The organism is Agromyces cavernae (genome assembly GCF_021044935.1).
In the GTDB taxonomy this organism is placed as follows: domain Bacteria; phylum Actinomycetota; class Actinomycetes; order Actinomycetales; family Microbacteriaceae; genus Agromyces; species Agromyces cavernae.
The window spans coordinates 823,749-844,189 of record NZ_JAJNMP010000002.1; the positions used below are offsets into that span (position 1 = coordinate 823,749).

Below are 20,441 nucleotides of genomic sequence, written 5' to 3' on the forward strand. Positions count from 1 at the left end.
GGTGACCGCACCTCTCGGCGACGACCTCGCCCTCGCCCTCGAACTCGCCGACCTCGCCGACGCCGTCTCGCTGTCGAAGTTCCGCGCGGTCGACCTCGACATCCGCACCAAGCCCGATCGCTCCTTCGTCACCGAGGCCGACCTCGCCGTCGAGCGGGTCATCCGCGACCGGCTCGCCGCAGCGCGTCCAGCCGACGGCATCCTCGGTGAGGAATTCGGTACCGCAGGCGATTCCACGCGGCAGTGGATCATCGACCCGATCGACGGCACCGCCAACTTCCTTCGGGGCGTACCCGTGTGGGGCAGCCTCATCGCCCTCGCGATCGACGGCGTGCCGGTCGTCGGCGTCGCCTCGGCACCCGCGATGGCACGTCGCTGGTGGGCGGCGACCGGCATGGGTGCGTGGACGACGGCCTCGTCGGCCGAGCTCGGCGAGAGCGTCGGGAGTCCTGAGGGGTCGGATGTCCCGCCGGCCGCGATCCCGGGCGCACGGCGCTTGCGCGTCTCGGGCGTGTCCGACCTGGCCGACGCCGCGCTGAGCTTCCAGAGCATCGCGCAGTGGCGCGATGCCGGATACCTCGATCGGCTGTTGGCACTTTCCGAGCACGTCTGGCGCGATCGCGCCTACGGCGACCTCTGGTCGTACATGCTGCTCGCAGAGGGCCTCATCGACATCACCGGCGAGTTCGACGTGAAGCCCTACGACCTCGCGGCTCTCGTGCCGATCGTCGAAGAGGCGGGTGGCAAGTTCACCTCGATCACCGGCGAGCCCGGCCCATGGCACGGCAGCGCCCTCGCGACGAACGGGCTGCTGCACGACGCGGTGCTCGACCTGCTCGCCGGACCGAGCTGACCTGGCAACGACGCCGTATGTCGATTACGGAATGAGTCAGGACGACGAGGTTCCGTAAGCGGTATCCACAGTGTGCGACAACGGCCGATGGTGGAGATGGGGGGAATTGAACCCCCGTCCATCGCTGTGATTCCACGCCTTCTCCGGGCGCAGCCTGTGCAAGCGTTCTGCTCGGCTCCGACCTTTGCCACAGGCACCCAAGTCGACGAGCCCAGCCTGAAAAGAGTCCCACGTGTCGCTCAGGCGACGACACGCAGCGAGTTCCCTAGATGACGCCAGCGACCGGGGCGGGAACAGACCCGGGCTGACGGACTATCGGGCTCGCTTAAGCAGCGAGGGCGAAGTCAGACTGCGTCTTATTGGCAGTTATTGTTTTTCAGAGATCGTTTACGAGATAACCCTGAATCCTCGGCCCGCTTCTCGTGGGTTCGCAGACGATGTCGAAACCGATCATCCCCATGTGTCGCCGAGCCTCGTGATGAGCCTCTGGCGGGCCGTTGTCGCACCTGTGGAGTTATCAAGCTTGGCAGAGCCAAGTCGGGCAGAACCCAGACCCGAGCGGCACTCGTTGAGTCGAGAACCACCCGGCCTTACAGTCTAGAACAGGCGCGCCCGCTCCGCCATTCCCGACACGATTCCGAGCGGATGACCAGGGAGGTACATGTGGCAACCGTCATCGCCGTTCGCGGCACCGCAGAGGAGCGCATCGACCCCGAACTGGGCGCGGTTTCCCTGTCGATCGGCGTCTCGGAACCCGAGCGCGAGGTGGCCCTCGCGCGCACCAACGAGGCGCACGATCACCTCGTCGCCGCGATCCGCGACCTCGAGGCGTCGGGCGCACTCGACGAGTGGTCGGCCGGCCAGCTCAGGGTCTGGTCGCACCGACCATGGAACAACGAGGGCAGGCAGCTGCCCTTGGTGCACCAGACGAACGCCGAGGTCGAGGTCGTCTTCACCGACCTCGAGCGGCTCGGCGAGTGGGTGGGCCAGGTGACGCTCGGCGACGCCGTCGCCCTGGGCGGCATCGAGTGGCGGCTGACCGAGAGCACTCGGCGCCGCGTGCAGGAACTCGCCCAGCGGGGTGCGGTCGCGGACGCCGAGGCGAAGGCACGGGTCTACGCTGCTGCCCTCGGCCTGGCAGCGCCGGCTCCCGTCGAGCTCGCCGACACCGGGCTCCTCACGGCACAACCGGTTCCGCCCGGCGGTGGCGAGCGGATGTTCGCGATGCGAGCCTCCGCCGACATGGGCGGCGGCGGCTCGGTCACGCAGTTCGCACCGGCGAAACTCGTGATCGAGGCATCGGTCGAGGCGCGATTCGCGGCCGAACCGCACTAGCGCGATCTGCCCCGCGGGCCGCTCAGGCCTCGTCGATCAGCAACGCCTCGAGGGCGCCCAGCTCGGCGAGCGACAGCCCCGCCGCGAGCAGGTACTCGCGGGTGCTGCCGTGGGCGCGCTCGACCGTGTCGAGCATGCCCTCGATGGCCTCTCGAGGGCTGCCGCCCATGAGCACCCGCAGCTCGGGTGTGTCGGGGACGCCGTAGCGCCCGACGAGCGCCACCATCTCTTCGAGCCACTCGCCGGCGAGGTTGGCCTCGGTGCGGGCGTAATCGTCGACGACGGCATCGCGCTCGACGCCGACCGCCATGAGCGCGAGCGCGACGACCACGCCGGTGCGGTCCTTGCCGGCCGTGCAGTGCACGACGACGGAGCGCTGCCCCGCGCTCGCGATCTCGCGGAGGGCACTCACCACGACCGCCGTGTGCTGCGTCACGATGCGCTCGTAGAGCGCGTCGAGCGAGATGCCGCCGGCACCCTGCGACGCACCCGAGCCCTCGAACACCGGCAGGTGCAGCACCTCGACGTCGAGCCCGTCGAGGTCGTCGGGCATGTACCGCGCCTCGTTCTCGTCGCGCAGGTCGATGATGATGCCGACACCCCGCTCTCGCAGCTCGGCGCGGCCGGCGTCGCCGAGGCGGTGGAGGCCGTCGGATCGGTACAGGACGCCGTCGCGAACCCGGCCGTTGCGTGCCGGCATGCCGCCGACGTCGCGGAAGTTGTACGTGCCCGGGATGGGGATGCGGGTCGAGAGCTTCATCGCGTCGAGCCTACCCGCGGCATCCGACACGGCGGCTGGGAGGCAGCCCGGAACCCCACGGGTGTCAGTCGCCCAGGTTGCGCCGGCTCGCCATGGCGCGATCGGCCTCGCGCTTGTCTTGACGCTCACGCAGCGCTTGGCGCTTGTCGTACTCGCGCTTGCCCTTGGCGACGGCGATCTCGACCTTGGCGCGGCCGTCGGCGAAGTAGATCTGCAACGGGACGAGGGTGTAGCCGCCCTCTTTCGTCTTGTGGCTGATCTTCACGATCTCGTGCTTGTGCAACAGGAGCTTGCGCTTGCGCCGAGGCGAATGGTTGTTCCACGTGCCCTCGGTGTACTCGGGGATGTGGACCGCGTCGAGCCACATCTCGCCGCCGTCGATGAAGGCGTAGCCGTCGACGAGCGACGCGCGCCCCTCGCGCAGCGACTTGACCTCGGTGCCGGTGAGCACGATGCCCGCCTCGTACGTGTCCTCGATCGTGTAGTCGTGGCGCGCCTTGCGGTTGGTCGCGACGACCTTCTGACCGCGTTCCCTGGGCACGACGGACTCCTCGTCTCGGTGAATGATCGCCCCCGGGGCATCCGGGAACGGCCTTTCACTCTAGCCCACTCAGACGCGCAGGTACCTCGTGATCGCGATGCCCGCCGATACGGCCGCGAGCAGCACGCCCACGACGACGAGCAACGGCACCACGAGCAGTGCATCGTTCAGCCCGACGAAGGTGAACGAGAGGTTGTCGGCGAGGTAGCCCTGCACGAAGAAGGTCACGATCGCCACGACCGCACCGCCCGCGAGCAACGAACCGATGAGTCCCGCGAAGATGCCCTCGAGCACGAACGGCGTCTGGATGAAACGGTTCGATGCCCCGACGAGGCGCATGATGCCGAGCTCGCGCCGCCGCGAGAACGCCGAGAGACGGATGGTCGTGGCGATGAGCAGCGCCGCCGCGACGAGCATGATCGCCGCGATCGCGATGGCCGTGTAACTCGCGGCGTTGAGCACATCGAAGATCTGGTCGAGGTAGTTGCGCTGGTCGAACACCTGCTCGACCCCGGCGAGCCCGGCGAGGCTCTCGACGAGCACCGCCGACTCCGACGGGTCGACGAGGTTGACCCAGAACGTCTCGTTGAGCACTTCGGGCGTCACGTAGTCGGCCGCGGGCGTGCCCTCGAACTGCTCCTGGAAGTTCGCGAACGCCTGCTCATGGTCTTCGAAGTAGAACTCGTCGATGAACGGCTTCAGGGTCGGAGAGTTCAGCTGCTCTTCGACCGCCGCCTTCTGCGCTTCGGTGGCCTCGCCGTCGGTGCACCCGGCGGCAGTCGAGACCGTGGTGCAGAGGTACACGGCGACCTGTGCACGGTCGTACCAGAAGTTCTTCATCTGCGCGATCTGCAGCTGCAGCAGCGCGGCGGTGCCCACGAACGTGAGCGAGATGAACGTGACGAGCACGACCGAGACCACCATCGACGCATTGCGGCGGAGTCCGTTCGCCGCCTCGCCGAGCACGAGACCGATCCTCATTTCGTCGGCCCCACTTCCTGGTTGTCGTCGCCCTCGCGCGGTCCGCCGGGCGCCCTGAGTCCCAGCCGCTCGGCGAGGGTCAGGTGAGCGGATGCCGCGGGCGCGGCCTTCTTCGAAGCGCCGGGCTTCGACTCCCCGGCTGCGGCCTCTTCGCCGCCGGCACCGGCCCCGGCCGCGACGGGCACCGCAGCGGTCGCCGCGGCGGTGATCTCGGCGGCCGCATCGGTGACCTCGTCGCGCGCCTCGGGTTCGACGTAGAGCGGTTGCGCCTCGCGCATGACCTCGGTGGTGACCTTGGGGGCCGCGGCCTTCGGGCGCTTCTTCTTGACGGCCGCAGCGGCAGCGGCCACCTCGACACCCGCGTGATCGCCGGCATCGGCATCGGACTCGGACGCTGTCTCTGCCGAGGGTTCGTCGGTGGAGGCCGGCTCGGTGTCGGCATCCTCGGCCGGCGAGGCCCCGTAACCCGCGCTGCGCTCGTCGCGCACGATGTCGCCCGCGGAGAGCTCGATCACGCGTCGGCGCATCTGGTCGACGATGCCGGCCTCGTGCGTGGCCATCACGACCGTGGTGCCGCCCGCGTTGATGCGTTCGAGCAGGGTCATGATGCCGGCACTCGTCACCGGGTCGAGGTTGCCCGTCGGCTCGTCGGCGAGCAGGATCTGCGGCTTGTTCACGATCGCCCTGGCGATCGCGACACGTTGCTGTTCGCCACCGGACAGCTCATGGGGCATCCGCTTGCCCTTGCCGTCGAGCCCGACGAGTTTCAGCGTCTCGGGAACCGCCGACTGGATGAAGCCGCGCGACTTGCCGATGACGCGCAGGGTGAACGCGACGTTCTCGAAGACCGACTTGTTCGGCAGCAGCCGGAAGTCCTGGAAGACGACGCCGAGGTCGCGACGGAAGTAGGGCACCTTGCGGCTCGAGATCGATCCGAGGTCTTTGCCGAGCACGTGGATCTTGCCCCTCGTCGGCTTCTCCTCCTTCAGGATGAGCCGGAGGAAGCTCGACTTGCCGGAGCCCGATGCACCGACGAGGAACACGAACTCGCCGCGGAGGATCTCCACACGGATATCGCTGAGTGCGGGACGGGACTGACCCGGATAGGCCTTGGTGACGGAGTCGAATCGGATCATTTCGGATCGAGCCTAAGCAGCCCCGGCGCCGTTCGCGCCTGCGACTCGCCTGATTCTCAGGTTGCGGGCGAAAACGGGCGCCGGTCGTCCGGCCGAACCGCGCGTCAGGCCGTGCGTTCCCGGCTCGAGATCCGTATGTTGGAAGTGGTGTCCGACGGAGCACCTCCGACGGAGAACGTGGGGAGGAACGCATGACGGTTCCGCTCATCGGCGTCGTCGCCGATCGCAAGTCCGCGAGCTACGGAGCGTGGGTCGACATCCCCACCGACGCGATCTCGCATACGTACGTGTCCGCCATCCAGGAAGCAGGCGGTGCACCGATCCTGTTCCCGAGCATCGACGTCCACGTCGACGATCCCGAACGCCTGATCGATCTCATCGACGGACTGTTCCTGCCCGGCGGGCGCGACCTCGACGCCGAGCTCTACGGCAGCGTCGCGCACCCGTCGAACGACCAGCCGCTGCGGGTGCGCGACGAGCTCGAGATCGCGCTCACGCGCCTCGCCCGCGAGCGGGATGTCCCGGTGCTCGGCGCCTGCCGTGGGATGCAGGTGCTCAACGTCGCGCTGGGCGGCACGCTCGAGCAGCACCTCGGCGACCGAGTCGACCTCACCCCGCACCGGCACATCTACGGCGAGCACACGTCGCACCCGGTGTCGATCCACTCCGACACGCTGCTGCGCAGCATCACGCACGAGGCCGAGTTCGAGATCTCGTCGCATCACCATCAGGGCGTCGACCGGCTGGGCGAGGGGCTCGCGGTCTCGGCGAGTGCGCCCGACGGAGTGATCGAGGCGATCGAGGCCACCGACGGCGCGTTCTGCCTCGGAGTGCAATGGCATCCCGAGGAGCGGCTCGATCCCGAGGGCATCGCACTCATCCGGGCGTTCGTCGTGGCGGCGGGCACACGGTCGGAGGCGACATACGCGGTGGCCTCGTAGACCGCCTTCGACGCAGCGACGGTGGAGACGCCCGGCGGCTCCCCCAGCGTCAGGTCAGCGCGTGCCGCACCCGAACGCCAGGCGTCAGCCGGCGGCCTTGCCGACGAGCTCGGTGACCTTCTGCTCGACCTCAGGCGTCCAGTCGCGGATCGCGAAGCCCACAGCCCACAGGTCGCCGTCGTCGAGGCTCGCACGGTCTTCGAACCCGATGGTCGCGTAGCGGGTCTTGAACTTCTTGGCCGGCTGGATGAACACGACGATCTTTCCGTCGCCGTTCGCGTAGCCCGGCATGCCGTAGTACGTCTTGGGGACGAGATGGGGCGCGACCGCGCTGACGACCTTGTGCAGCCCCTCGGCGAGCACCTTGTCCTCGGGCTCGAGCGCGGCGATCGCGTCGAGCACCGCCTTCTCGCCGGCGGCACGGCTCTTGCCGGCCTTCTCCTGCTCGCGGAGCTCCTTCGCGCGCTGCTTGACCGCATCGCGCTCGTCCTTGCTCAGTCCACCGGATGTGTCGGTCGCCATCGTCGCTCCTCGCGGGATTCCCATCAGTGACGCCGCCTTCGTGCGGCTCATGGATCTCAGACTAGGGGTGGGTCCCCGCCGTGCGCTTCTCGGATCCTGCTCGGTCCGGGCCATCCACCACACGCCGCCGACGGTCTACAGTGACGACGTGACTGACTATCAGGTACTGGAAATGGGCGGGCTCGACGAGTGGCGCGAGCACTACGGCGGGTTCCGTCCCGAGAGCTCGCGCGACGGTCGACGCGTCGTCGACCACGACCTCACCATGCAGTTCATCGGCATGACCGCGAACGCGTTCGAGCCGGGCGAGGAGGCGGGTTACTGGCATTCGCACGCGCGCATCGAAGAGGCGTACCTGTTCCTCGCCGGGCGTGGCCAGATGGCGTTGGACCACGAGGTCGTCGACGTCGGCCCGGGCACCGTCGTGCGCGTCGGTCAGGGCGTCTGGCGCACCTGGCATTGCCTGCCCGACAGCCCCGAGCAGCTGCGATGGTTGTGCATCCGCGCGGGCGGTTCCGAGCTGCCGCATCTTCCCGACGACAGCGAGCGCGACAACGAACGCCCGTCGCCGTGGTGATCGGCGCGTGGACTCGTCACCTCACAGCAGCAGGCGATCGACGCCGCTGCCGACCACATACGCGAGGGCGCCGACTCCGATCAGCACGAGGGTGACCGAGACGAGCGCGAGGGCCAGCCCGTCGATGGGCAGCTCGCCCGACCCGGTCAGCCCTTCATGACCGCGGCGGTAACGCACGGCCGCCCGTGCGTATCCCGCTGCGGCGGCGCCCAGTCCGAGGATGCCGAGCACCACCGCGGCCGCACCGAGCGCCTCGGCCGCGAAGCGCACCATGACCGCGCTCGCGAGCCCGAGCGCCAAGCAGGTTCGCCGCCACGCCAGCAGCGTGCGCTCGAGCTGCAGACCGGGATCGAACGGACGGCCGGGCGGTTGCGTCACCAGATGAACCCGAGCGTCATGAGCACGACGGCGAGGACGACTCCGACGACGATGACCAACCCCACGCTCGGACCGCGGAGCGGCTCACTCTCGCGCAGCGCCTGCTCGGTACGCATCCAGCCGACCCAGGCCTGAACGGCCGCGGTCACTCCCAGGAGGACGAACACGATCGCCGCCGCCAGGCGGAACCCCGGCGAGATCGGCACGACGAGCGCCTCGAGCGCCACCCCCGCCGCGAGGAGCGCGAGCGACGTGCGCACCCATGCGAGGAACGTCCGCTCGTTGGCGAGGCTGAATCGGGGGTCGGGCTCGGAGCCGCGACGGTACAGGGCGCTCGGGAATCGATTCGTCATTGGCAAGGTCGAGCCTCACGGCCGGGCCGCGACGTCGCGCCGGCTCAGTCCTCGGTCTTCTGCTTGCGCCACTTGATGCCCGCGGCGATGAAGCCGTCGAGATCGCCATCGAAGACGTGGCTCGGGTTGCCGACCTCGAAGTCGGTGCGCAGGTCTTTCACCATCTGGTACGGCGCGAGCACGTACGAGCGCATCTGATCGCCCCAGCTTGCGGTGATGTTGCCCGCGAGCTCCTTCTTCTGGGCGGCTTCCTGCTCCTTCTGGATGAGGAGCAGTCGCGACTGGAGCACGCGCATGGCGGCGGCACGGTTCTGGATCTGCGACTTCTCGTTCTGCATCGACACGACCGTGCCGGTCGGCAGGTGGGTGATGCGAACGGCGGAGTCGGTGGTGTTGACCGACTGGCCGCCGGGCCCGCTCGAGCGGAACACGTCGACGCGGATGTCGTTCTCGGGGATGTCGACCTCCTGCGCCTCCTCCATGAGCGGGATGACTTCGACCGCCGCGAAGCTCGTCTGCCGCTTGCCGGCCGCGCCGAAGGGGCTCATGCGCACGAGGCGGTGGGTGCCGGCCTCGACGCTCAACGTGCCGAAGGCGTAGGGGGCGTCGATCTCGAACGTCGCCGACTTGATGCCCGCCTCCTCGGCGTAGCTCGTGTCCATGACGGTCGCCGAGTAGTCGTGCTTCTCGGCCCAGCGCAGGTACATGCGCATGAGCATCTCGGCGAAGTCGGCGGCGTCGACGCCGCCCGCCCCCGCACGGATCGTGATGACCGCGGGGCGGTCGTCCCACTCGCCGTCGAGCAGGGTCTGCACCTCGAGGTCGCCGATCGCCTGCTGCAGGGACTCGAGCTCGGAGCGCGCCTCGGCGGCGCTGTCTTCGTCGCCCATCTCGTTGGCGAGCTCGATGAGCACCTCGAGGTCGTCGAGTCGCGAATCGATGCTCTTCACGCGCGCGAGCTCGGACTGGCGATGGCTGAGCGCGCTCGTCACCTTCTGGGCGTTCTCGGTGTCGTCCCACAGGTCGGGGGCGCCGGCCTGCTCTGAGAGTCGCGCGATCTCGGCTTCGAGGGCGTCGACGTCGACGACGGCACGGATGTCGCGGAAGGTGGCGCGCAGCGCGGTGATCTCGGGCGAAAGGTCAAGTTCCAACATGGCGTCCCCAGCTTAGTCGGGCACGCCGAGAGCCGGGTGCGAGTGCGGCGGCGCAGGCCCGCCGTCGCTGACCCGCGGTGTAGCGTCGAATCGATGACCGACGCCGCGCCCCCGTTCTCGTTGCGCTCGATCATCCTCCCGGCATTCCTGCCGACCCTGCTGTTCGCGCTCGGCGAAGGCGCCCTCATCCCCGTCATCCCCGTCGTCGCGACCGACCGCGGCGCCTCCCTCGCGCTCGCGGGACTCATCGCCGCGATGCTCATGGTCGGCCAGTTGGCCGGCGACCTTCCGGCCGGATGGCTCGTGGCCCGCATCGGGGAACGCAACGCCATGATCGGGGCGGCGATGCTCGCGGTCATCGGTGTGCTCATCGCGCTGGCCTCCCCCACGCCGGCCGCGCTCGGCATCGGCGTGTTCCTGCTGGGACTCGCGACGGCCGTGTTCGGCCTCGCTCGCCACGCGTTCCTGACGAGCTACGTGCCGGCACGCATCCGCGCCCGCGCGCTCTCGACGCTCGCGGGAGTGTTCCGCGCGGGGTGGGCAGTCGGGCCGTTCGTCGCTGCGACGATCATCGCGTGGTCCGGCTCGTCCGAGGCCGTGTTCTGGGTGCTCGTCGCGAGCTGTCTCGCCGTCGTCGTGGTGCTCCTGCTGCTGCCCGACCCCGAACGGGTGTTCGGCGCGGCACGGCTCGCGCGCGAGACATCCGCTCACGGCACTGAAGCGAACGAACGAGGGCTGACGGCCGGTGAGGCCCAGGCGGATGCCTCGTCGCACGGCGTGTTCCGTGCGATCGTGACCCATCGCGGGGTGCTGGCCCGCGTCGGCTCGGGCGTGGGGGTGCTTTCGGCGATCCGAGCGAGCCGTATCGTCATCCTGCCGCTGTGGGCGGTCTCGATCGGCATGCCCGCCGACCTCGCGGCGATCGTGATCGGGGTCTCGGCGGCGATCGACTTCGCGCTCTTCTACGTGAGCGGTCAGATCATGGACCGGTTCGGGCGGTTGTGGGGCGCGATCCCCGGACTCATCGGGCTCGCGACCGGCCACCTGTTGCTCGCGCTCACCCATGATGGACCGGCCGCCGCGACGTGGTTCACGGTGGCCGCGGTCCTCTTCGGCGTCGCCAACGGCATCACGAGCGGGGTCATCCTCACGCTCGGCGCCGACCTCGCACCCAAGGCGAACCCGGCACCCTTCCTCGGTGCGTATCGCACTATCGCCGACGCCGGCGCGGCGGCCGCGCCCCTCGTCGTCGCGGCAGTCACGAGCATCGTGTCGATCGCTGCCGCGAGCGCCACCATGGGCGTGCTCGGACTCGTCGGCGCCGGCCTGCTCGCGCGCTACGTGCCGCGCTACGTGCCTCGGCGGCCGCACAGGTAGGGGTGACTCCGGTCCAGGTCGGGTGAACACTGGAACTGCGCGCCCCATTCACCGGGATCGCGCGTCGTACCGCTCGACGAAGAGCGTCGCGCCTCAACCGAGAAAGGCAGTGACATGGCCCAGATCATCGAACACGAGCCTCCCTACCACGTCGGCTACTTCGTCGGCAGTCTCGCCAAGGCATCGATCAACCGAACCCTGTCGAAGGCCCTGATCCGCCTGGCGCCGGCCGGGCTCGAGTTCACCGAGATCGCGATCCGCGACCTCCCGCTGTACAGCTACGACTACGACGGTGACTACCCGCCGGTCGCGCGCGAGTTCAAGCAGGCCGTGAAGTCGTCCGACGCCATCCTGTTCGTGACGCCCGAGTACAACCGGTCGATCCCCGGCGGCCTGAAGAACGCCATCGACTGGGCGAGCCGCCCGTGGGGGCAGAACTCGCTCAGCCGCAAGCCGTCTGCGGTCATCGGTGCGTCGCCAGGACACCTCGGCACTGCGGTGGCCCAGCAGAACCTGAAGAGCGTGCTGTCGTTCTGCGACTCGCCGCAGATGAACGCGCCCGAGGCGTACATCCACATGACGCCCGGACTCATCACCGACGACGGTGAGGTGACGAACGACGGCACCGCGGCGTTCCTGCGCAACTTCATGGACGAGTTCTACATGTTCATCGAGCGGGTGCTGACGGTGGTGCCGCGGCCGGAGCACTGAGCGGGACGCGTCAGTGGAACACCGACCGCGCTGTCGCGGTCACTTCGATCGGCACCGCGACGGGCAGCAACTCGGTGTGGATCGGCGCACGCCACACCGCGCGCAGCGTGACCGTGGCGCTGCGGCCGTCGACCGATGAGGCCTCGACGAGCTCGACCTGCTCGAGTTCGTGTGCCGCGTCGCGCAGGTAGTCGGCCGCGACCCGCTGCACGTCGGCATCGGCGAGTTCGAACGCCAGCTCATCGCCGTCGACGCGGATGGAGTCGAGGCTCCACGCCTCGGCCGCGGCGAGCGCCGCGCCGTCGGCGACGGTGAAGAGCCGCTTGCGGTCGAGGTAGAGCGAGGTCGCCGCAGCGACGACGAGCACGAGCGAGAGTCCGAGGAACGAGAAGAAGATCGTCAGGAGCAACGTCGATCCCTGGTCTTCGCCGCGCATGCGGCGGCGCAATCGCAGCATCACGAGCCGCCTCGCGCGAACCGCGAGACCGTCTGCGTCGCACTCGCCTCGACCGGCACGGTGCCCGCCAAGCCGAGTTCGAGCACGTCGGGCACCAGCGGCAGCCGCACGTGCGCCTCGACCGTGACTCGCACGCGCGTGCCCGGTGCGTCGCATCGTGCGCTCTGGCAATCGATGACGACCGATGCCGCGCCGGCGTCGACCCCGTAGTCGGCGAGTGTCACTCGCACCGCCCGGTCGACGGCGGCTGCTGCGCCCGAGCGATCTCCCGTTTGCACCGCGATGCGCGCCGCCTGGCGGGCCGCACCCTCGACCGCGAGCGCACCGCCCTGGACCGAGGCCAGTGCGAGCACGAGGTAGACGATCGGCACGAGCAGCAGCACCCCGACGGTCAGGAACTCGAGCGACGCGGACCCCCGCTCGCCATGCTCTGCGGCATCGCCCGCATCGCGGTTCACGGTCGAAGGGCCGGGATCAGTCGAGCGTCTCGACGGCCGCATGCCCGGTCACCTCCAGCCCGTGCGCGAACCCGAGGAGACCGATCACCGGCATCGTCGTTCGAACCGTGATCGCCACGACCGGAACCCCGCCGATCGCGGTGCGACTCGCGGTGACATCCCCGGCGTACTCGGTCGAGATCGCAGCCGCGATGAGGTCGCGGGTGCGCACGATGCCGGCCTGCTCGCCCGCGCCGGCGAGCGAGGCGTAGCGCGCTCCTTCGGCTGCGGCATCGAGCACCGTGTTGCGCACGTGCAGGGAGAGGGCGAGTTGCACGACGGCGAGCGCGAGCACGGTGAGCAGGACGCCGACGAGCGTGAACTCGGCGACGGCCGAGCCGCGTTCATCGACGACGAGCCTTCGCAGGCGCGACACCGCGCCCACGCGAGCGCTCAGAATCCGAGTACGCGACTGATGGCTTGGTCGAACACGCCGCTCAGCGCCGGGCCGGCGAGCCCCCAGATCACGATGACGAGTCCGGCGGTCATGAGCGTGATGAGCACCCAGCCGGGGACGTCGCCCCGCTCGTCGCGCAGGCGCTCCTGGATCTTCGTTCGCATGTGCATTCCTTTCGTCGGGGACCGGCCGCTCCAGGCCCGTGTTCTTCGGGTGCTCCGCCATCAGAACCCCGCCTGCAGCACCAGGTATCCCGGGAACAGCGCGAACGCGATGGTCACGGGAAGGATCAGGAAGATGAGGGGGACGAGCATGGCGATCTCTTTTCGACCGGCCAGCTCGATGATCGTGCGCTTCGCCGCCTCGCGTGCGTCGCCCGCCTGGGATCGCAGAACCGCGGCGAGCGGAGCGCCTCGTTCGAGCGCGCCGAGCACCTGGTCGAGCGCCCGCGAGAGTGCGGCGTGGTCGAGCGCGTCGCGGAGTTCGGCGAGCGCCTGACCGAGCGGTACGCCGGTTCCGACGGCCGCGACCACTCCGGCGAACTCCCGAGGGAGTTCACCTGCCCCGGCTTCGGCGACTCGTCGGATGGCCCCGAGCATGCCTTCGCCCGCAGTGAGGCTCAGGGTCAGGAACTCGAGCACGGTCGGCAGCTCGGATGAGATCCGAGCGAGTCGGCGCTTCGCTAGCCGGCTGAGCAGCCAGTCGCGCGCCGCCGCACCGAGCGCCGCCGCGAGGAATGGCAGCGCAATGCGCACGACCACTGGCATGCTCGTAAACGACGGTGCCAGCACCGCGAGCGCCGCCGCGATCGCGAAGCCCGCCGCCGCCCACGCCAGTTGCTCGCCCCGGAAGCGCTCGACGCTCGCAGCCGATCCGGCCTGGCGAAGGCGCTTCGCGATGATCTCGTTGCCGCCGATCCAGTCGGCCAGCACGCTGCGCAGCGAATGCGTGAGCGGCGCCACGATGAGGCCGAGCACGGGCGACGGATCCGCGGAGCGGCGCACGACCATCAGTCGAGCCTCGGCCGAGATGTCGGTCAGGAACGGAGCGACCCGCTCGGCGAGTCGCGGCCTCCCGATGCGCGGAACGGTCGACAGCACGAGCCAGAGCCCCAACCCCAGCACGACGCCGCAGAGCACGCCGAGCGCTGCGGTCGCGTTCAGCGGAACCATCGGCGCTCCTCGGGAAGTCGGCCGAGCGCGATCATCGAGCGGTAGGCGACGAGGGTGACGGCGAGCCCGATGACGATGAGGGCGGTACCGGCGGGAGAGTCGTACGCGATGATGGTCTCGCGGCGGCTCGCGAGCACGACGAGCAGCAACCACGGCGCAGCCACACCGAGTCGCGCGGCGTTCCTGATCCAGGATTGCCGGGCCACGACCTCGGCGCGCAGGGACGCGTCTTCGCGAAGATATCCGGCGAGGCCGCGGAGCACCGCCGTGACGTCGCTACCGCCGACCTCCCGCGCCATGCGCAGCGTCTCGAGGATTCGATCGGCGACCGGATCGGCCAGGTCGGCCTTCAGCCGGTCGAGGCAGGCCGAGAAGTTGCCGGTTCGGCGGTATTCGCGATCGAACGAGGCGAACGCGCTTCGTGTCGCGGCCGGCCCGAGTTCGGCGAGCGCACCCACGCTCTCGGGGAGCGACATGCCCGCCCGCACGGACGCGACGAGGTGGTCGACGACATCGGGCCATACCGCCCGGTTCGCGGCCCGCCGCCGGGTGGCGCGTGCACGCACGAGCGCGGGGATGAACGCGAATCCGAGCCCGGCGGCGACGATCGTGAGGATGGGAACCGCGAACACCGCCTGCGCGACCGCCGCGGCGACGACGGCGAGCGCGAGCGACACCGCGACCGCTACCGCGATCGGCACACTTCCGAGTCCGGCGAGCGCAAGCTCGCCGTGGATGACGGTGACGACGTTCGACGCCCTTCGGGTCTGTCGCCGCGCCGGCCACATGAACGGCGCCGCGACGAGCAGCATGCCGAGCCCGAACAGGGCTCCGAATACGAGGCTCATCGGGTGATCCCGCCGAGCACCGCATCGGGGTCGAAGCCGCTCGCGTGGTACTTCTCGAGTCGAGCGGGTCGGGTTCCGGTCGGAACGAGCACGCCGCCTCGCGTCTCGAAGACCGTGTCGGCGTCGACCGATGCGCCGGTGCACGCTCCGGTCGGTGCCGAGATCTCGGCGATGCGTCGCGCACCGGAGCGATCGATCGTGAGGTGCACGACGAGGTCGATGCACGTCGCGACGGTCGGGACGACGAACGACGAGTCGATATTGCGCCCAGCGAGCAGCGGGAGGGTGCAGAGCTTTGCGAGCGCATCGCGTGCCGAGTTCGCGTGGATGGTGCACATTCCCGGAAGGCCCGAATTCAGCGCGATGAGCAGATCGAGGCTCTCGGCCTCGCGGACCTCGCCGACGATGAGCCGGTCGGGGCGCATACGGAGCGCCTCTTTGATGAGTCGACGCAGCGTGATCTCGCCCGACCCCTCGAGGTTGGGCTGCCGGCATTGCAGCGCGACGATGTCGCGCACGTCGAGGTCGAGTTCGAAGGTCTCCTCAACGGTGACCACGCGATCGGCGTCGCGGGCGCTCGACATGAGGGCGTTCAGCAGGGTGGTCTTGCCGGTGTGCGTTGCACCCGAGACGAGGATGTTCGCGCCGGCGAGCACGCTCATGCGCAGGAATTCGGACGCGGTCGGGGTGAGCGACCCCAGTTCGACGAGCCGGTCGAGCGTGCGGATGCGCTGCTGGAACTTGCGGATGTTGACCGCCCAGTGCGCCCGAGCCACATCGGGGATCGCGACGTGCAGTCGTGACCCGTCGGGCAACGAGGCGTCGACGAAGGGCGACGACAGGTCGACGCGCCTGCCGGAGTGCTGCAGCATGCGCTCGACGAGCTCGCGCACCTCACGATCGGAGAGCACGACCGTCGTCAGCTCGGAGACGCCGCCCCTCGCGATGAAGACCCGCGTGGGCCCGTTGATCCAGATCTCCTCGACCTCGGGGTCGTCGAAGAACGGCTGCAGCGGCCCGTACCCGGTGAGCGACGCGACGACGTCGCGTGCGGTGCCGTGCTCGTCGCCGAGACCCGCGTGCGCGCCCGTGAGGGCGCGCTCGCTGTACCGCCGCACCTCTTCGCGGGCGTAGCGCGAGGTCACCGCGTCGTTGCCGGCCAGATCGATTCCCTCGCGGAGCACGCGCGTGCGCACCCGTTCGGCGATGGTGCGCACGGGATCCGACATGCCTCCATCTTGCGGTGAAGCGGATGACCCGCCCCGAAGTTATCCACAGCACGGGATGCAGGCGCGCCCACGAGCTCCGCGACGGCCGCTCCGCGTGTCGTCATGACCTTGCGACCCGAAGGGTGCGCGCGGTCGATACATTCGGCTCATCGGCACCGATGCCGCAGGGCGGAATGGAGACTGGCGTATGGGTCCACTCGAGTTGGATGCGCTGATCGACCGGGTCGTGGCCGAAGAGACCGCGGCCCTGCGCGAGTCGTTCCTCGGCGGTGCGGAGTTCGCGGTGACCGGCATGGAGTCGCCGCGGCAACGGTTGCTGCATCGCCTCGAGTGCACCGTGGTGGAGCCCCACCTCGACCGGAGGGCGCAGTGGACGGACGCCCGTCGCGCCCGTCTCGGGGCCGACCTGCGGTACCGACCCGCGCTCCCGACGCTCATGACGCGCGAGGCCGCGCGTCGACTCCCCTCAGTGCGGAGTTGCAAGGTGTGCTGGCCCAACATCCACGGGCGCGATCCGGTGCCGCTTCGAACACTGCGCGCCAGCGGCCTGCGCGACACCCATGCTGGCCGCATCCTGTCGACGGAGGCCGGCGAGTCCCTCGGTGCCATCGCCCGGGTGTCGGCCCGCACCGGTCCAGACCTCTTCGGACGGCCGGCCGACGCGATCGAGGTCGTGACCTCGTCGCGCGTGTTCGCCTACGCGCCGACGGAGCACGTGTACCTCTGGAACCTTCCGACCGATGCGGCGGTGATCGAACGCAAGACGAGGCTGTTCCAGCGGCTGGGCTCAGACCTCGCGCCGGCGGGGTAGCGCTCCCGCTTTCAGAGCCAGGGATCGCGCCATCCGCCGTGGTCGGCCACGAGCGCGTCGGCTTCACCAGGTCCCCACGTTCCGGGCGCGTACGGATGCACCGTCCCCGGCGTCTCGATGAGCGGCTGCATCACGCGCCACGCGGCCTCGACGGTGTCCTGCCGAGTGAAGCGGGGGCGGATGCCGCGGATCGCGGCGAGCAGCAGCACCTCGTACGGGGTCGGCCCCTCGCCGCCCTTGGTCGCGAATTCCATATCGAGCTCGATCGAACGCGGCTTCGGGGCATCCGCTCGCTGGGCGTTCAGCACGATCCGAACCCCCGTCGACGGATCGAGGCGGATCACGAGCTCGTCGGGCCGACTGCTCGCATCGCGCAACCCGAATCCGAGCGTCGGAGGCCCCTTGAACACGAGTCGCACCTCGGTGGCGGTCACCGGCAGCAGTTTGCCGGTGCGGATGAAGAACGGAACGCCCGACCAGCGCCAGTTCTCGATCTCGAGTCGCAGTGCGCAGAAGGTCTCGGTCGTCGAGTCGGATGCCACCCCATCGACGTCGTGGAAGCCGTCGAACTGCCCTCGAACGTAGTACTGCGGGTCGGCATCGGCGATCGCGCGGAAGAGCAGCGTCTGCATCTCGGTGATCGTGCCGACGTCGCCGTGGGCCGGCGCCTCCATGGCGACGGCCGCGACGACCTGCATCAGGTGATTGACGACGACATCGCGAAGCGCACCGACCGGATCGTAGAAGTGACCGCGGCCCGCGATCCCGAACTCCTCGGCCATCGTGATCTGCACGCTGTCGACGAAGTTGCGGTTCCACACCGGCTCGAGCATCGTGTTCGCGAAGCGCAGGTACACGATCTCTTCGAGGCCCATCTTGCCGAGGTAGTGGTCGATGCGGAACAGCTGCGATTCGTCGAGATACTGGTGCAGCTCCGCGGCGAGCTCCTGAGCCGACGCGAGGTCGTGCCCGAACGGCTTCTCGACCACGACACGGCCGCGCTCGGTGAGGCCCGCACCGGCGAGGCCCTTCACGACGGTCGCGAAGAGGCTCGGCGGGATCTCGAGGTAGAAGACGGGCGAGCTCGCCCCGCGGATCGCCGCCGCCACTCGCGTGTACGTCTCGTCGTCGGCGAAGTCGCCCTGCACGTAGTCGAGCCGGGCCGCGAGGCGACCGAACACCTCCTCGTCGAGCGGTTCGCCCGTGCCCACGATCGACGAGCGCGCCCGCGCGACGAGCTGCTCGATCGTCCAGTCGTCGACGGCGACGCCGACGATCGGGCACTCGAGCAGGCCGCGCGCCTCCAACCGGTACAGCGACCGGAACGTCATCACCCGCGCCAGGTCGCCCGTGATCCCGAAGATCACGAGCACGTCGGCGCTCGCGCCAGGCGCGACATCCGCGTTCATGCCGTTCGTCGCCCCTTCGTCAGCACCGGATCCACGAACCCCGACCCGTGATCGAGCTGGTAGTCGAGGTTCACGGCCGCGTTGATGAGCGAGAGGTGGCTGAACGCCTGAGGGAAGTTGCCGAGCTGCTCCCCCGTCAACCCGATCTCCTCGGCGTAGAGGCCGAGGTGGTTCGCGTAGGTCAGCATCTTCTCGAACACGAGCTGCGCCTCGTCGAGGCGACCCGAGCGTGCGAGCGCGTCGACGTACCAGAACGAGCACAGCGTGAAGGTGCCCTCGGACCCGCGGAGCCCGTCGGGCGAGGCGCTCGGGTTGTAGCGGTAGACCAGGCTGTCCGAGACGAGCTCCTCGTCCATCGCGTCGAGCGTCGAGAGCCACATCGGATCGCGCGGGGCGACGAACCCCATGAGCGGCATCACGAGCAGCGAGGCATCCAGCACATCAGTGCCGTCGTGCTGCACGAAGGCGCCGCGATCAGCGTGCCAGCCCTTCGTCATGATCTGCTCGTAGATGGCGTCGCGCTCCGTCGTCCAACGCTCGATCGCGGCCGGGCGGCCTCGAAGCGTGGCGATGCGGATGCCTCGATCGAGCGCCACCCAGCACATGAAGCGCCCGTACGTGAAGTTCTGCCTACCGCCGCGGGTCTCCCAGATGCCCTCCTCGGGCGAGTCCCAGTTGTCGCAGACCCAGTCGAGCATCTCGGCGATCTGGGTCCAGCCGACGTGCGGCAACTGCAGCCCGTGCGTATCGGCGAGGTGGATCGAGTCCATCGCCTCGCCGTAGATATCGAGCTGCAACTGGTCGGCGGCGCCGTTGCCGATGCGCACCGGCGCCGAGGCACGATACCCGGTGAGATGGTCGAGCGTCTCCTCGACGAGGTCGGATGACCCGTCGACCCGGTACATGATCTTGAGCGGTCCGGATGCCTCACCGACGCTCTCGTGAATGCGGTCCATCAGCCATTGCACGAACGCCTCGGCCTCCTCGGTGTAGCCGAGGCCGAGCAGTGCGTAGACCGAGAACGACGCGTCGCGGATCCACGTGTAGCGGTAGTCCCAGTTGCGCTCACCGCCCACCTGCTCGGGGAGGCCCGCCGTCGGTGCCGCCACGAGGGCGCCAGAGGGCGCGTAGGTCATGAGCTTGAGCGTCATCGCCGAGCGGGCGACCATCTCGCGCCATCGCCCGCGGTACGTCGAGCGAGCGTTCCAGTCGCGCCAGAAGCGGCGGGTCTCCTGGAACCGCTCGAACAGCTCGTCCTCGCTGACCTTCGCCGGCGGCACGCCACCAGACTCGAGCATCACGCCGGTCATCTCACCGGCGTTCAGGGTGCCGGTGATCCGCAGGCCCTGGCCCGAGAGCTCGATGTGCCCGGCCCGCAGCGAGCCGTGGATCACGGGGTCGCCGACGCGGTGCACGGTGAGCGAGTGGTCGCCGGCGGAGAACATCACGCCCGCGCCCGGCACCGGCTCGATGGTGTGCGGCGTCCGCCCGTAGTCGAAGCGTGGTTGGATCTCGGCCTCGAACTCCATCGTCCCCCGCACGACGCGCACCATCCGCACGAGGCAGTGCCGGTCGGTCGCCTCCCCGTCGGCGACCGGCATGAAGTCGATGACCTCGCCGACGCCGGCCTCGGTCATGAATCGCGTGACGAGGATCGCGGTGTCGGGCAGGTACAGCTGCCGCGTCACGTACTCGGCATCCGTGGGCCGGATGCTGCAGTACCCGCCCCGCTCGGCGTCGAGCAGCGACGCGAAGATGCTCGGCGAGTCGAAGCGCGGCGCGCAGAACCAGTCGATGGTGCCGTTCGTATCGACGAGCGCAGCGGTCTGCAGGTCGCCGATCAACCCATGGTCGGCGATGTTCGGGTAGTCCTCGGCCATGCCAGCCCCCAATCCCCCGCCCATCGTCTCACGCCGGTCAAGGGCTGGTCAGGAAGGAGTTCACAGGCGGATGTCGCGGCGGAGCGCTGCCCGTGGCGACCGCCTAGACTGATCGGGCACTC

The 20,441-nt window shown here is 69.3% G+C and carries 24 protein-coding genes and 1 other RNA gene; 7 read left to right on the top strand and 18 right to left on the bottom strand.

Annotation, left to right across the window (positions count from 1 at the left end):
- Nucleotide 1: 1 nt before the first annotated feature.
- Complete coding sequence (locus LQ757_RS09835) at nucleotides 2-853, top strand: inositol monophosphatase family protein (protein ID WP_231047028.1); 852 nt, start codon at nucleotides 2-4, stop codon at nucleotides 851-853.
- Nucleotides 854-941: 88 nt separating this feature from the next.
- Here LQ757_RS09835 and ssrA read toward each other — a convergent pair.
- Nucleotides 942-1,311: a transfer-messenger RNA gene (ssrA, locus tag LQ757_RS09840) on the bottom strand.
- Nucleotides 1,312-1,516: 205 nt separating this feature from the next.
- Between ssrA and LQ757_RS09845 the strand changes: the two genes are divergently transcribed.
- Nucleotides 1,517-2,188, top strand: a complete 672-nt coding sequence (locus LQ757_RS09845) for an SIMPL domain-containing protein (RefSeq protein ID WP_231047029.1) — start codon at nucleotides 1,517-1,519, stop codon at nucleotides 2,186-2,188.
- A gap of 22 nt (nucleotides 2,189-2,210) precedes the next feature.
- Here LQ757_RS09845 and LQ757_RS09850 read toward each other — a convergent pair whose 3' ends face one another.
- The 4 genes from LQ757_RS09850 to ftsE form a co-directional block, all read right to left on the bottom strand.
- Nucleotides 2,211-2,948 (bottom strand): tyrosine-protein phosphatase, encoded by a 738-nt coding sequence (locus LQ757_RS09850; RefSeq protein WP_231047030.1) that lies wholly within the window; start codon nucleotides 2,946-2,948, stop codon nucleotides 2,211-2,213.
- Between the two features lie 64 nt (nucleotides 2,949-3,012).
- Nucleotides 3,013-3,489 carry an SsrA-binding protein SmpB gene (gene smpB / locus LQ757_RS09855; protein ID WP_231047031.1) on the bottom strand — a complete coding sequence of 159 codons (477 nt, stop codon included), beginning with the start codon at nucleotides 3,487-3,489 and terminating at the stop codon, nucleotides 3,013-3,015.
- 69 nt (nucleotides 3,490-3,558) lie between these two features.
- Entirely contained in the window at nucleotides 3,559-4,470 is a 912-nt protein-coding gene (gene ftsX / locus LQ757_RS09860) for a permease-like cell division protein FtsX (protein ID WP_231047032.1), read from the bottom strand.
- Complete coding sequence (gene ftsE, locus LQ757_RS09865; RefSeq protein WP_231047033.1) at nucleotides 4,467-5,606, bottom strand: cell division ATP-binding protein FtsE; 1,140 nt, start codon at nucleotides 5,604-5,606, stop codon at nucleotides 4,467-4,469. Before ftsE ends, ftsX begins: the two co-directional genes overlap by 4 nt.
- A 191-nt stretch (nucleotides 5,607-5,797) precedes the next feature.
- Between ftsE and LQ757_RS09870 the strand changes: the two genes are divergently transcribed.
- Entirely contained in the window at nucleotides 5,798-6,547 is a 750-nt protein-coding gene (locus LQ757_RS09870) for a gamma-glutamyl-gamma-aminobutyrate hydrolase family protein (protein ID WP_231047034.1), read from the top strand.
- Nucleotides 6,548-6,631: 84 nt separating this feature from the next.
- Here LQ757_RS09870 and LQ757_RS09875 read toward each other — a convergent pair whose 3' ends face one another.
- Nucleotides 6,632-7,120 carry an iron chaperone gene (locus tag LQ757_RS09875; RefSeq protein ID WP_308195600.1) on the bottom strand — a complete coding sequence of 163 codons (489 nt, stop codon included), beginning with the start codon at nucleotides 7,118-7,120 and terminating at the stop codon, nucleotides 6,632-6,634.
- Nucleotides 7,121-7,217: 97 nt separating this feature from the next.
- On the opposite strand from LQ757_RS09875, the gene LQ757_RS09880 reads away from it, so the two are divergent.
- Nucleotides 7,218-7,646: a cupin domain-containing protein gene (locus LQ757_RS09880; protein WP_231047035.1), complete on the top strand. Its 429-nt coding sequence runs from the start codon at nucleotides 7,218-7,220 to the stop codon at nucleotides 7,644-7,646.
- Between the two features lie 21 nt (nucleotides 7,647-7,667).
- Here the strand turns inward: LQ757_RS09880 and LQ757_RS09885 are convergent, their stop codons facing one another.
- Genes LQ757_RS09885 through prfB form a run of 3 tightly spaced genes read right to left on the bottom strand, consistent with a single transcriptional unit; the run spans nucleotide 7,668 to nucleotide 9,531 of the window.
- On the bottom strand, nucleotides 7,668-8,024 hold the full coding sequence (locus tag LQ757_RS09885; protein WP_231047036.1) for a DUF202 domain-containing protein: 357 nt from the start codon (nucleotides 8,022-8,024) through the stop codon (nucleotides 7,668-7,670).
- Nucleotides 8,021-8,377, bottom strand: coding sequence for a YidH family protein (locus LQ757_RS09890; protein ID WP_231047037.1), 357 nt, complete (start codon nucleotides 8,375-8,377; stop codon nucleotides 8,021-8,023). The genes LQ757_RS09885 and LQ757_RS09890 overlap by 4 nt, the downstream gene beginning before the upstream one ends.
- Nucleotides 8,378-8,421: 44 nt before the next feature.
- Nucleotides 8,422-9,531, bottom strand: coding sequence for a peptide chain release factor 2 (gene prfB, locus LQ757_RS09895; protein WP_231047038.1), 1,110 nt, complete (start codon nucleotides 9,529-9,531; stop codon nucleotides 8,422-8,424).
- A gap of 93 nt (nucleotides 9,532-9,624) precedes the next feature.
- Between prfB and LQ757_RS09900 the strand changes: the two genes are divergently transcribed.
- Both LQ757_RS09900 and LQ757_RS09905 read left to right on the top strand, forming a co-directional pair.
- Nucleotides 9,625-10,908 carry an MFS transporter gene (locus tag LQ757_RS09900; protein ID WP_231047039.1) on the top strand — a complete coding sequence of 428 codons (1,284 nt, stop codon included), beginning with the start codon at nucleotides 9,625-9,627 and terminating at the stop codon, nucleotides 10,906-10,908.
- A 114-nt stretch (nucleotides 10,909-11,022) separates the two neighbouring features.
- Nucleotides 11,023-11,619 (top strand): NADPH-dependent FMN reductase, encoded by a 597-nt coding sequence (locus LQ757_RS09905; protein ID WP_231047040.1) that lies wholly within the window; start codon nucleotides 11,023-11,025, stop codon nucleotides 11,617-11,619.
- Nucleotides 11,620-11,629: 10 nt separating this feature from the next.
- Here LQ757_RS09905 and LQ757_RS09910 read toward each other — a convergent pair whose 3' ends face one another.
- Genes LQ757_RS09910 through LQ757_RS09940 form a run of 7 tightly spaced genes read right to left on the bottom strand, consistent with a single transcriptional unit; the run spans nucleotide 11,630 to nucleotide 16,219 of the window.
- The gene (locus LQ757_RS09910) at nucleotides 11,630-12,076 is read right to left on the bottom strand and encodes a pilus assembly protein TadG-related protein (RefSeq protein ID WP_231047041.1); all 447 of its coding nucleotides are present in this window, start codon (nucleotides 12,074-12,076) and stop codon (nucleotides 11,630-11,632) included.
- Entirely contained in the window at nucleotides 12,076-12,576 is a 501-nt protein-coding gene (locus LQ757_RS09915; protein WP_231047042.1) for a TadE family protein, read from the bottom strand. Before LQ757_RS09915 ends, LQ757_RS09910 begins: the two co-directional genes overlap by 1 nt.
- Complete coding sequence (locus LQ757_RS09920; RefSeq protein ID WP_231047043.1) at nucleotides 12,551-12,949, bottom strand: TadE/TadG family type IV pilus assembly protein; 399 nt, start codon at nucleotides 12,947-12,949, stop codon at nucleotides 12,551-12,553. The genes LQ757_RS09915 and LQ757_RS09920 overlap by 26 nt, the downstream gene beginning before the upstream one ends.
- Before the next feature lie 17 nt (nucleotides 12,950-12,966).
- A complete protein-coding gene (locus tag LQ757_RS09925) occupies nucleotides 12,967-13,134 on the bottom strand; it encodes a hypothetical protein (RefSeq protein ID WP_231047044.1) in 168 nt (55 codons plus the stop codon).
- Nucleotides 13,135-13,194: 60 nt separating this feature from the next.
- Nucleotides 13,195-14,142 (bottom strand): type II secretion system F family protein, encoded by a 948-nt coding sequence (locus LQ757_RS09930; protein ID WP_231047045.1) that lies wholly within the window; start codon nucleotides 14,140-14,142, stop codon nucleotides 13,195-13,197.
- Nucleotides 14,130-14,990 (bottom strand): type II secretion system F family protein, encoded by an 861-nt coding sequence (locus LQ757_RS09935; protein WP_231047046.1) that lies wholly within the window; start codon nucleotides 14,988-14,990, stop codon nucleotides 14,130-14,132. Before LQ757_RS09935 ends, LQ757_RS09930 begins: the two co-directional genes overlap by 13 nt.
- Nucleotides 14,987-16,219, bottom strand: coding sequence for a TadA family conjugal transfer-associated ATPase (locus LQ757_RS09940; RefSeq protein WP_231047047.1), 1,233 nt, complete (start codon nucleotides 16,217-16,219; stop codon nucleotides 14,987-14,989). The genes LQ757_RS09935 and LQ757_RS09940 overlap by 4 nt, the downstream gene beginning before the upstream one ends.
- Before the next feature lie 187 nt (nucleotides 16,220-16,406).
- Here LQ757_RS09940 and LQ757_RS09945 point away from each other — a divergent pair, with 187 nt between their 5' ends.
- Nucleotides 16,407-17,030 (top strand): hypothetical protein, encoded by a 624-nt coding sequence (locus LQ757_RS09945; RefSeq protein ID WP_231047048.1) that lies wholly within the window; start codon nucleotides 16,407-16,409, stop codon nucleotides 17,028-17,030.
- An 11-nt stretch (nucleotides 17,031-17,041) separates the two neighbouring features.
- Here the strand turns inward: LQ757_RS09945 and zwf are convergent, their stop codons facing one another.
- Nucleotides 17,042-18,439, bottom strand: a complete 1,398-nt coding sequence (gene zwf / locus LQ757_RS09950) for a glucose-6-phosphate dehydrogenase (RefSeq protein WP_231047049.1) — start codon at nucleotides 18,437-18,439, stop codon at nucleotides 17,042-17,044.
- The gene (locus LQ757_RS09955; protein WP_231047050.1) at nucleotides 18,436-20,319 is read right to left on the bottom strand and encodes a glycoside hydrolase family 15 protein; all 1,884 of its coding nucleotides are present in this window, start codon (nucleotides 20,317-20,319) and stop codon (nucleotides 18,436-18,438) included. The genes zwf and LQ757_RS09955 overlap by 4 nt, the downstream gene beginning before the upstream one ends.
- Nucleotides 20,320-20,441: the final 122 nt, after the last annotated feature.

Coding starts and splice junctions, on each gene's coding strand:
- prfB (WP_231047038.1), bottom strand. CDS start 9,531: ATGTTGGAACTTGACCTTTCGCCCGAGATCACCGCGCTGCGCGCCACC.
- LQ757_RS09945 (WP_231047048.1), top strand. CDS start 16,407: ATGGGTCCACTCGAGTTGGATGCGCTGATCGACCGGGTCGTGGCCGAA.
- LQ757_RS09930 (WP_231047045.1), bottom strand. CDS start 14,142: ATGGTTCCGCTGAACGCGACCGCAGCGCTCGGCGTGCTCTGCGGCGTC.
- LQ757_RS09940 (WP_231047047.1), bottom strand. CDS start 16,219: ATGTCGGATCCCGTGCGCACCATCGCCGAACGGGTGCGCACGCGCGTG.
- LQ757_RS09905 (WP_231047040.1), top strand. CDS start 11,023: ATGGCCCAGATCATCGAACACGAGCCTCCCTACCACGTCGGCTACTTC.
- LQ757_RS09890 (WP_231047037.1), bottom strand. CDS start 8,377: ATGACGAATCGATTCCCGAGCGCCCTGTACCGTCGCGGCTCCGAGCCC.
- LQ757_RS09900 (WP_231047039.1), top strand. CDS start 9,625: ATGACCGACGCCGCGCCCCCGTTCTCGTTGCGCTCGATCATCCTCCCG.
- zwf (WP_231047049.1), bottom strand. CDS start 18,439: ATGAACGCGGATGTCGCGCCTGGCGCGAGCGCCGACGTGCTCGTGATC.
- LQ757_RS09910 (WP_231047041.1), bottom strand. CDS start 12,076: ATGCTGCGATTGCGCCGCCGCATGCGCGGCGAAGACCAGGGATCGACG.
- LQ757_RS09850 (WP_231047030.1), bottom strand. CDS start 2,948: ATGAAGCTCTCGACCCGCATCCCCATCCCGGGCACGTACAACTTCCGC.
- LQ757_RS09955 (WP_231047050.1), bottom strand. CDS start 20,319: ATGGCCGAGGACTACCCGAACATCGCCGACCATGGGTTGATCGGCGAC.
- LQ757_RS09870 (WP_231047034.1), top strand. CDS start 5,798: ATGACGGTTCCGCTCATCGGCGTCGTCGCCGATCGCAAGTCCGCGAGC.
- ftsE (WP_231047033.1), bottom strand. CDS start 5,606: ATGATCCGATTCGACTCCGTCACCAAGGCCTATCCGGGTCAGTCCCGT.
- ftsX (WP_231047032.1), bottom strand. CDS start 4,470: ATGAGGATCGGTCTCGTGCTCGGCGAGGCGGCGAACGGACTCCGCCGC.
- LQ757_RS09925 (WP_231047044.1), bottom strand. CDS start 13,134: ATGCGAACGAAGATCCAGGAGCGCCTGCGCGACGAGCGGGGCGACGTC.
- LQ757_RS09915 (WP_231047042.1), bottom strand. CDS start 12,576: ATGCGGCCGTCGAGACGCTCGACTGATCCCGGCCCTTCGACCGTGAAC.
- LQ757_RS09935 (WP_231047046.1), bottom strand. CDS start 14,990: ATGAGCCTCGTATTCGGAGCCCTGTTCGGGCTCGGCATGCTGCTCGTC.
- LQ757_RS09875 (WP_308195600.1), bottom strand. CDS start 7,120: ATGAGCCGCACGAAGGCGGCGTCACTGATGGGAATCCCGCGAGGAGCG.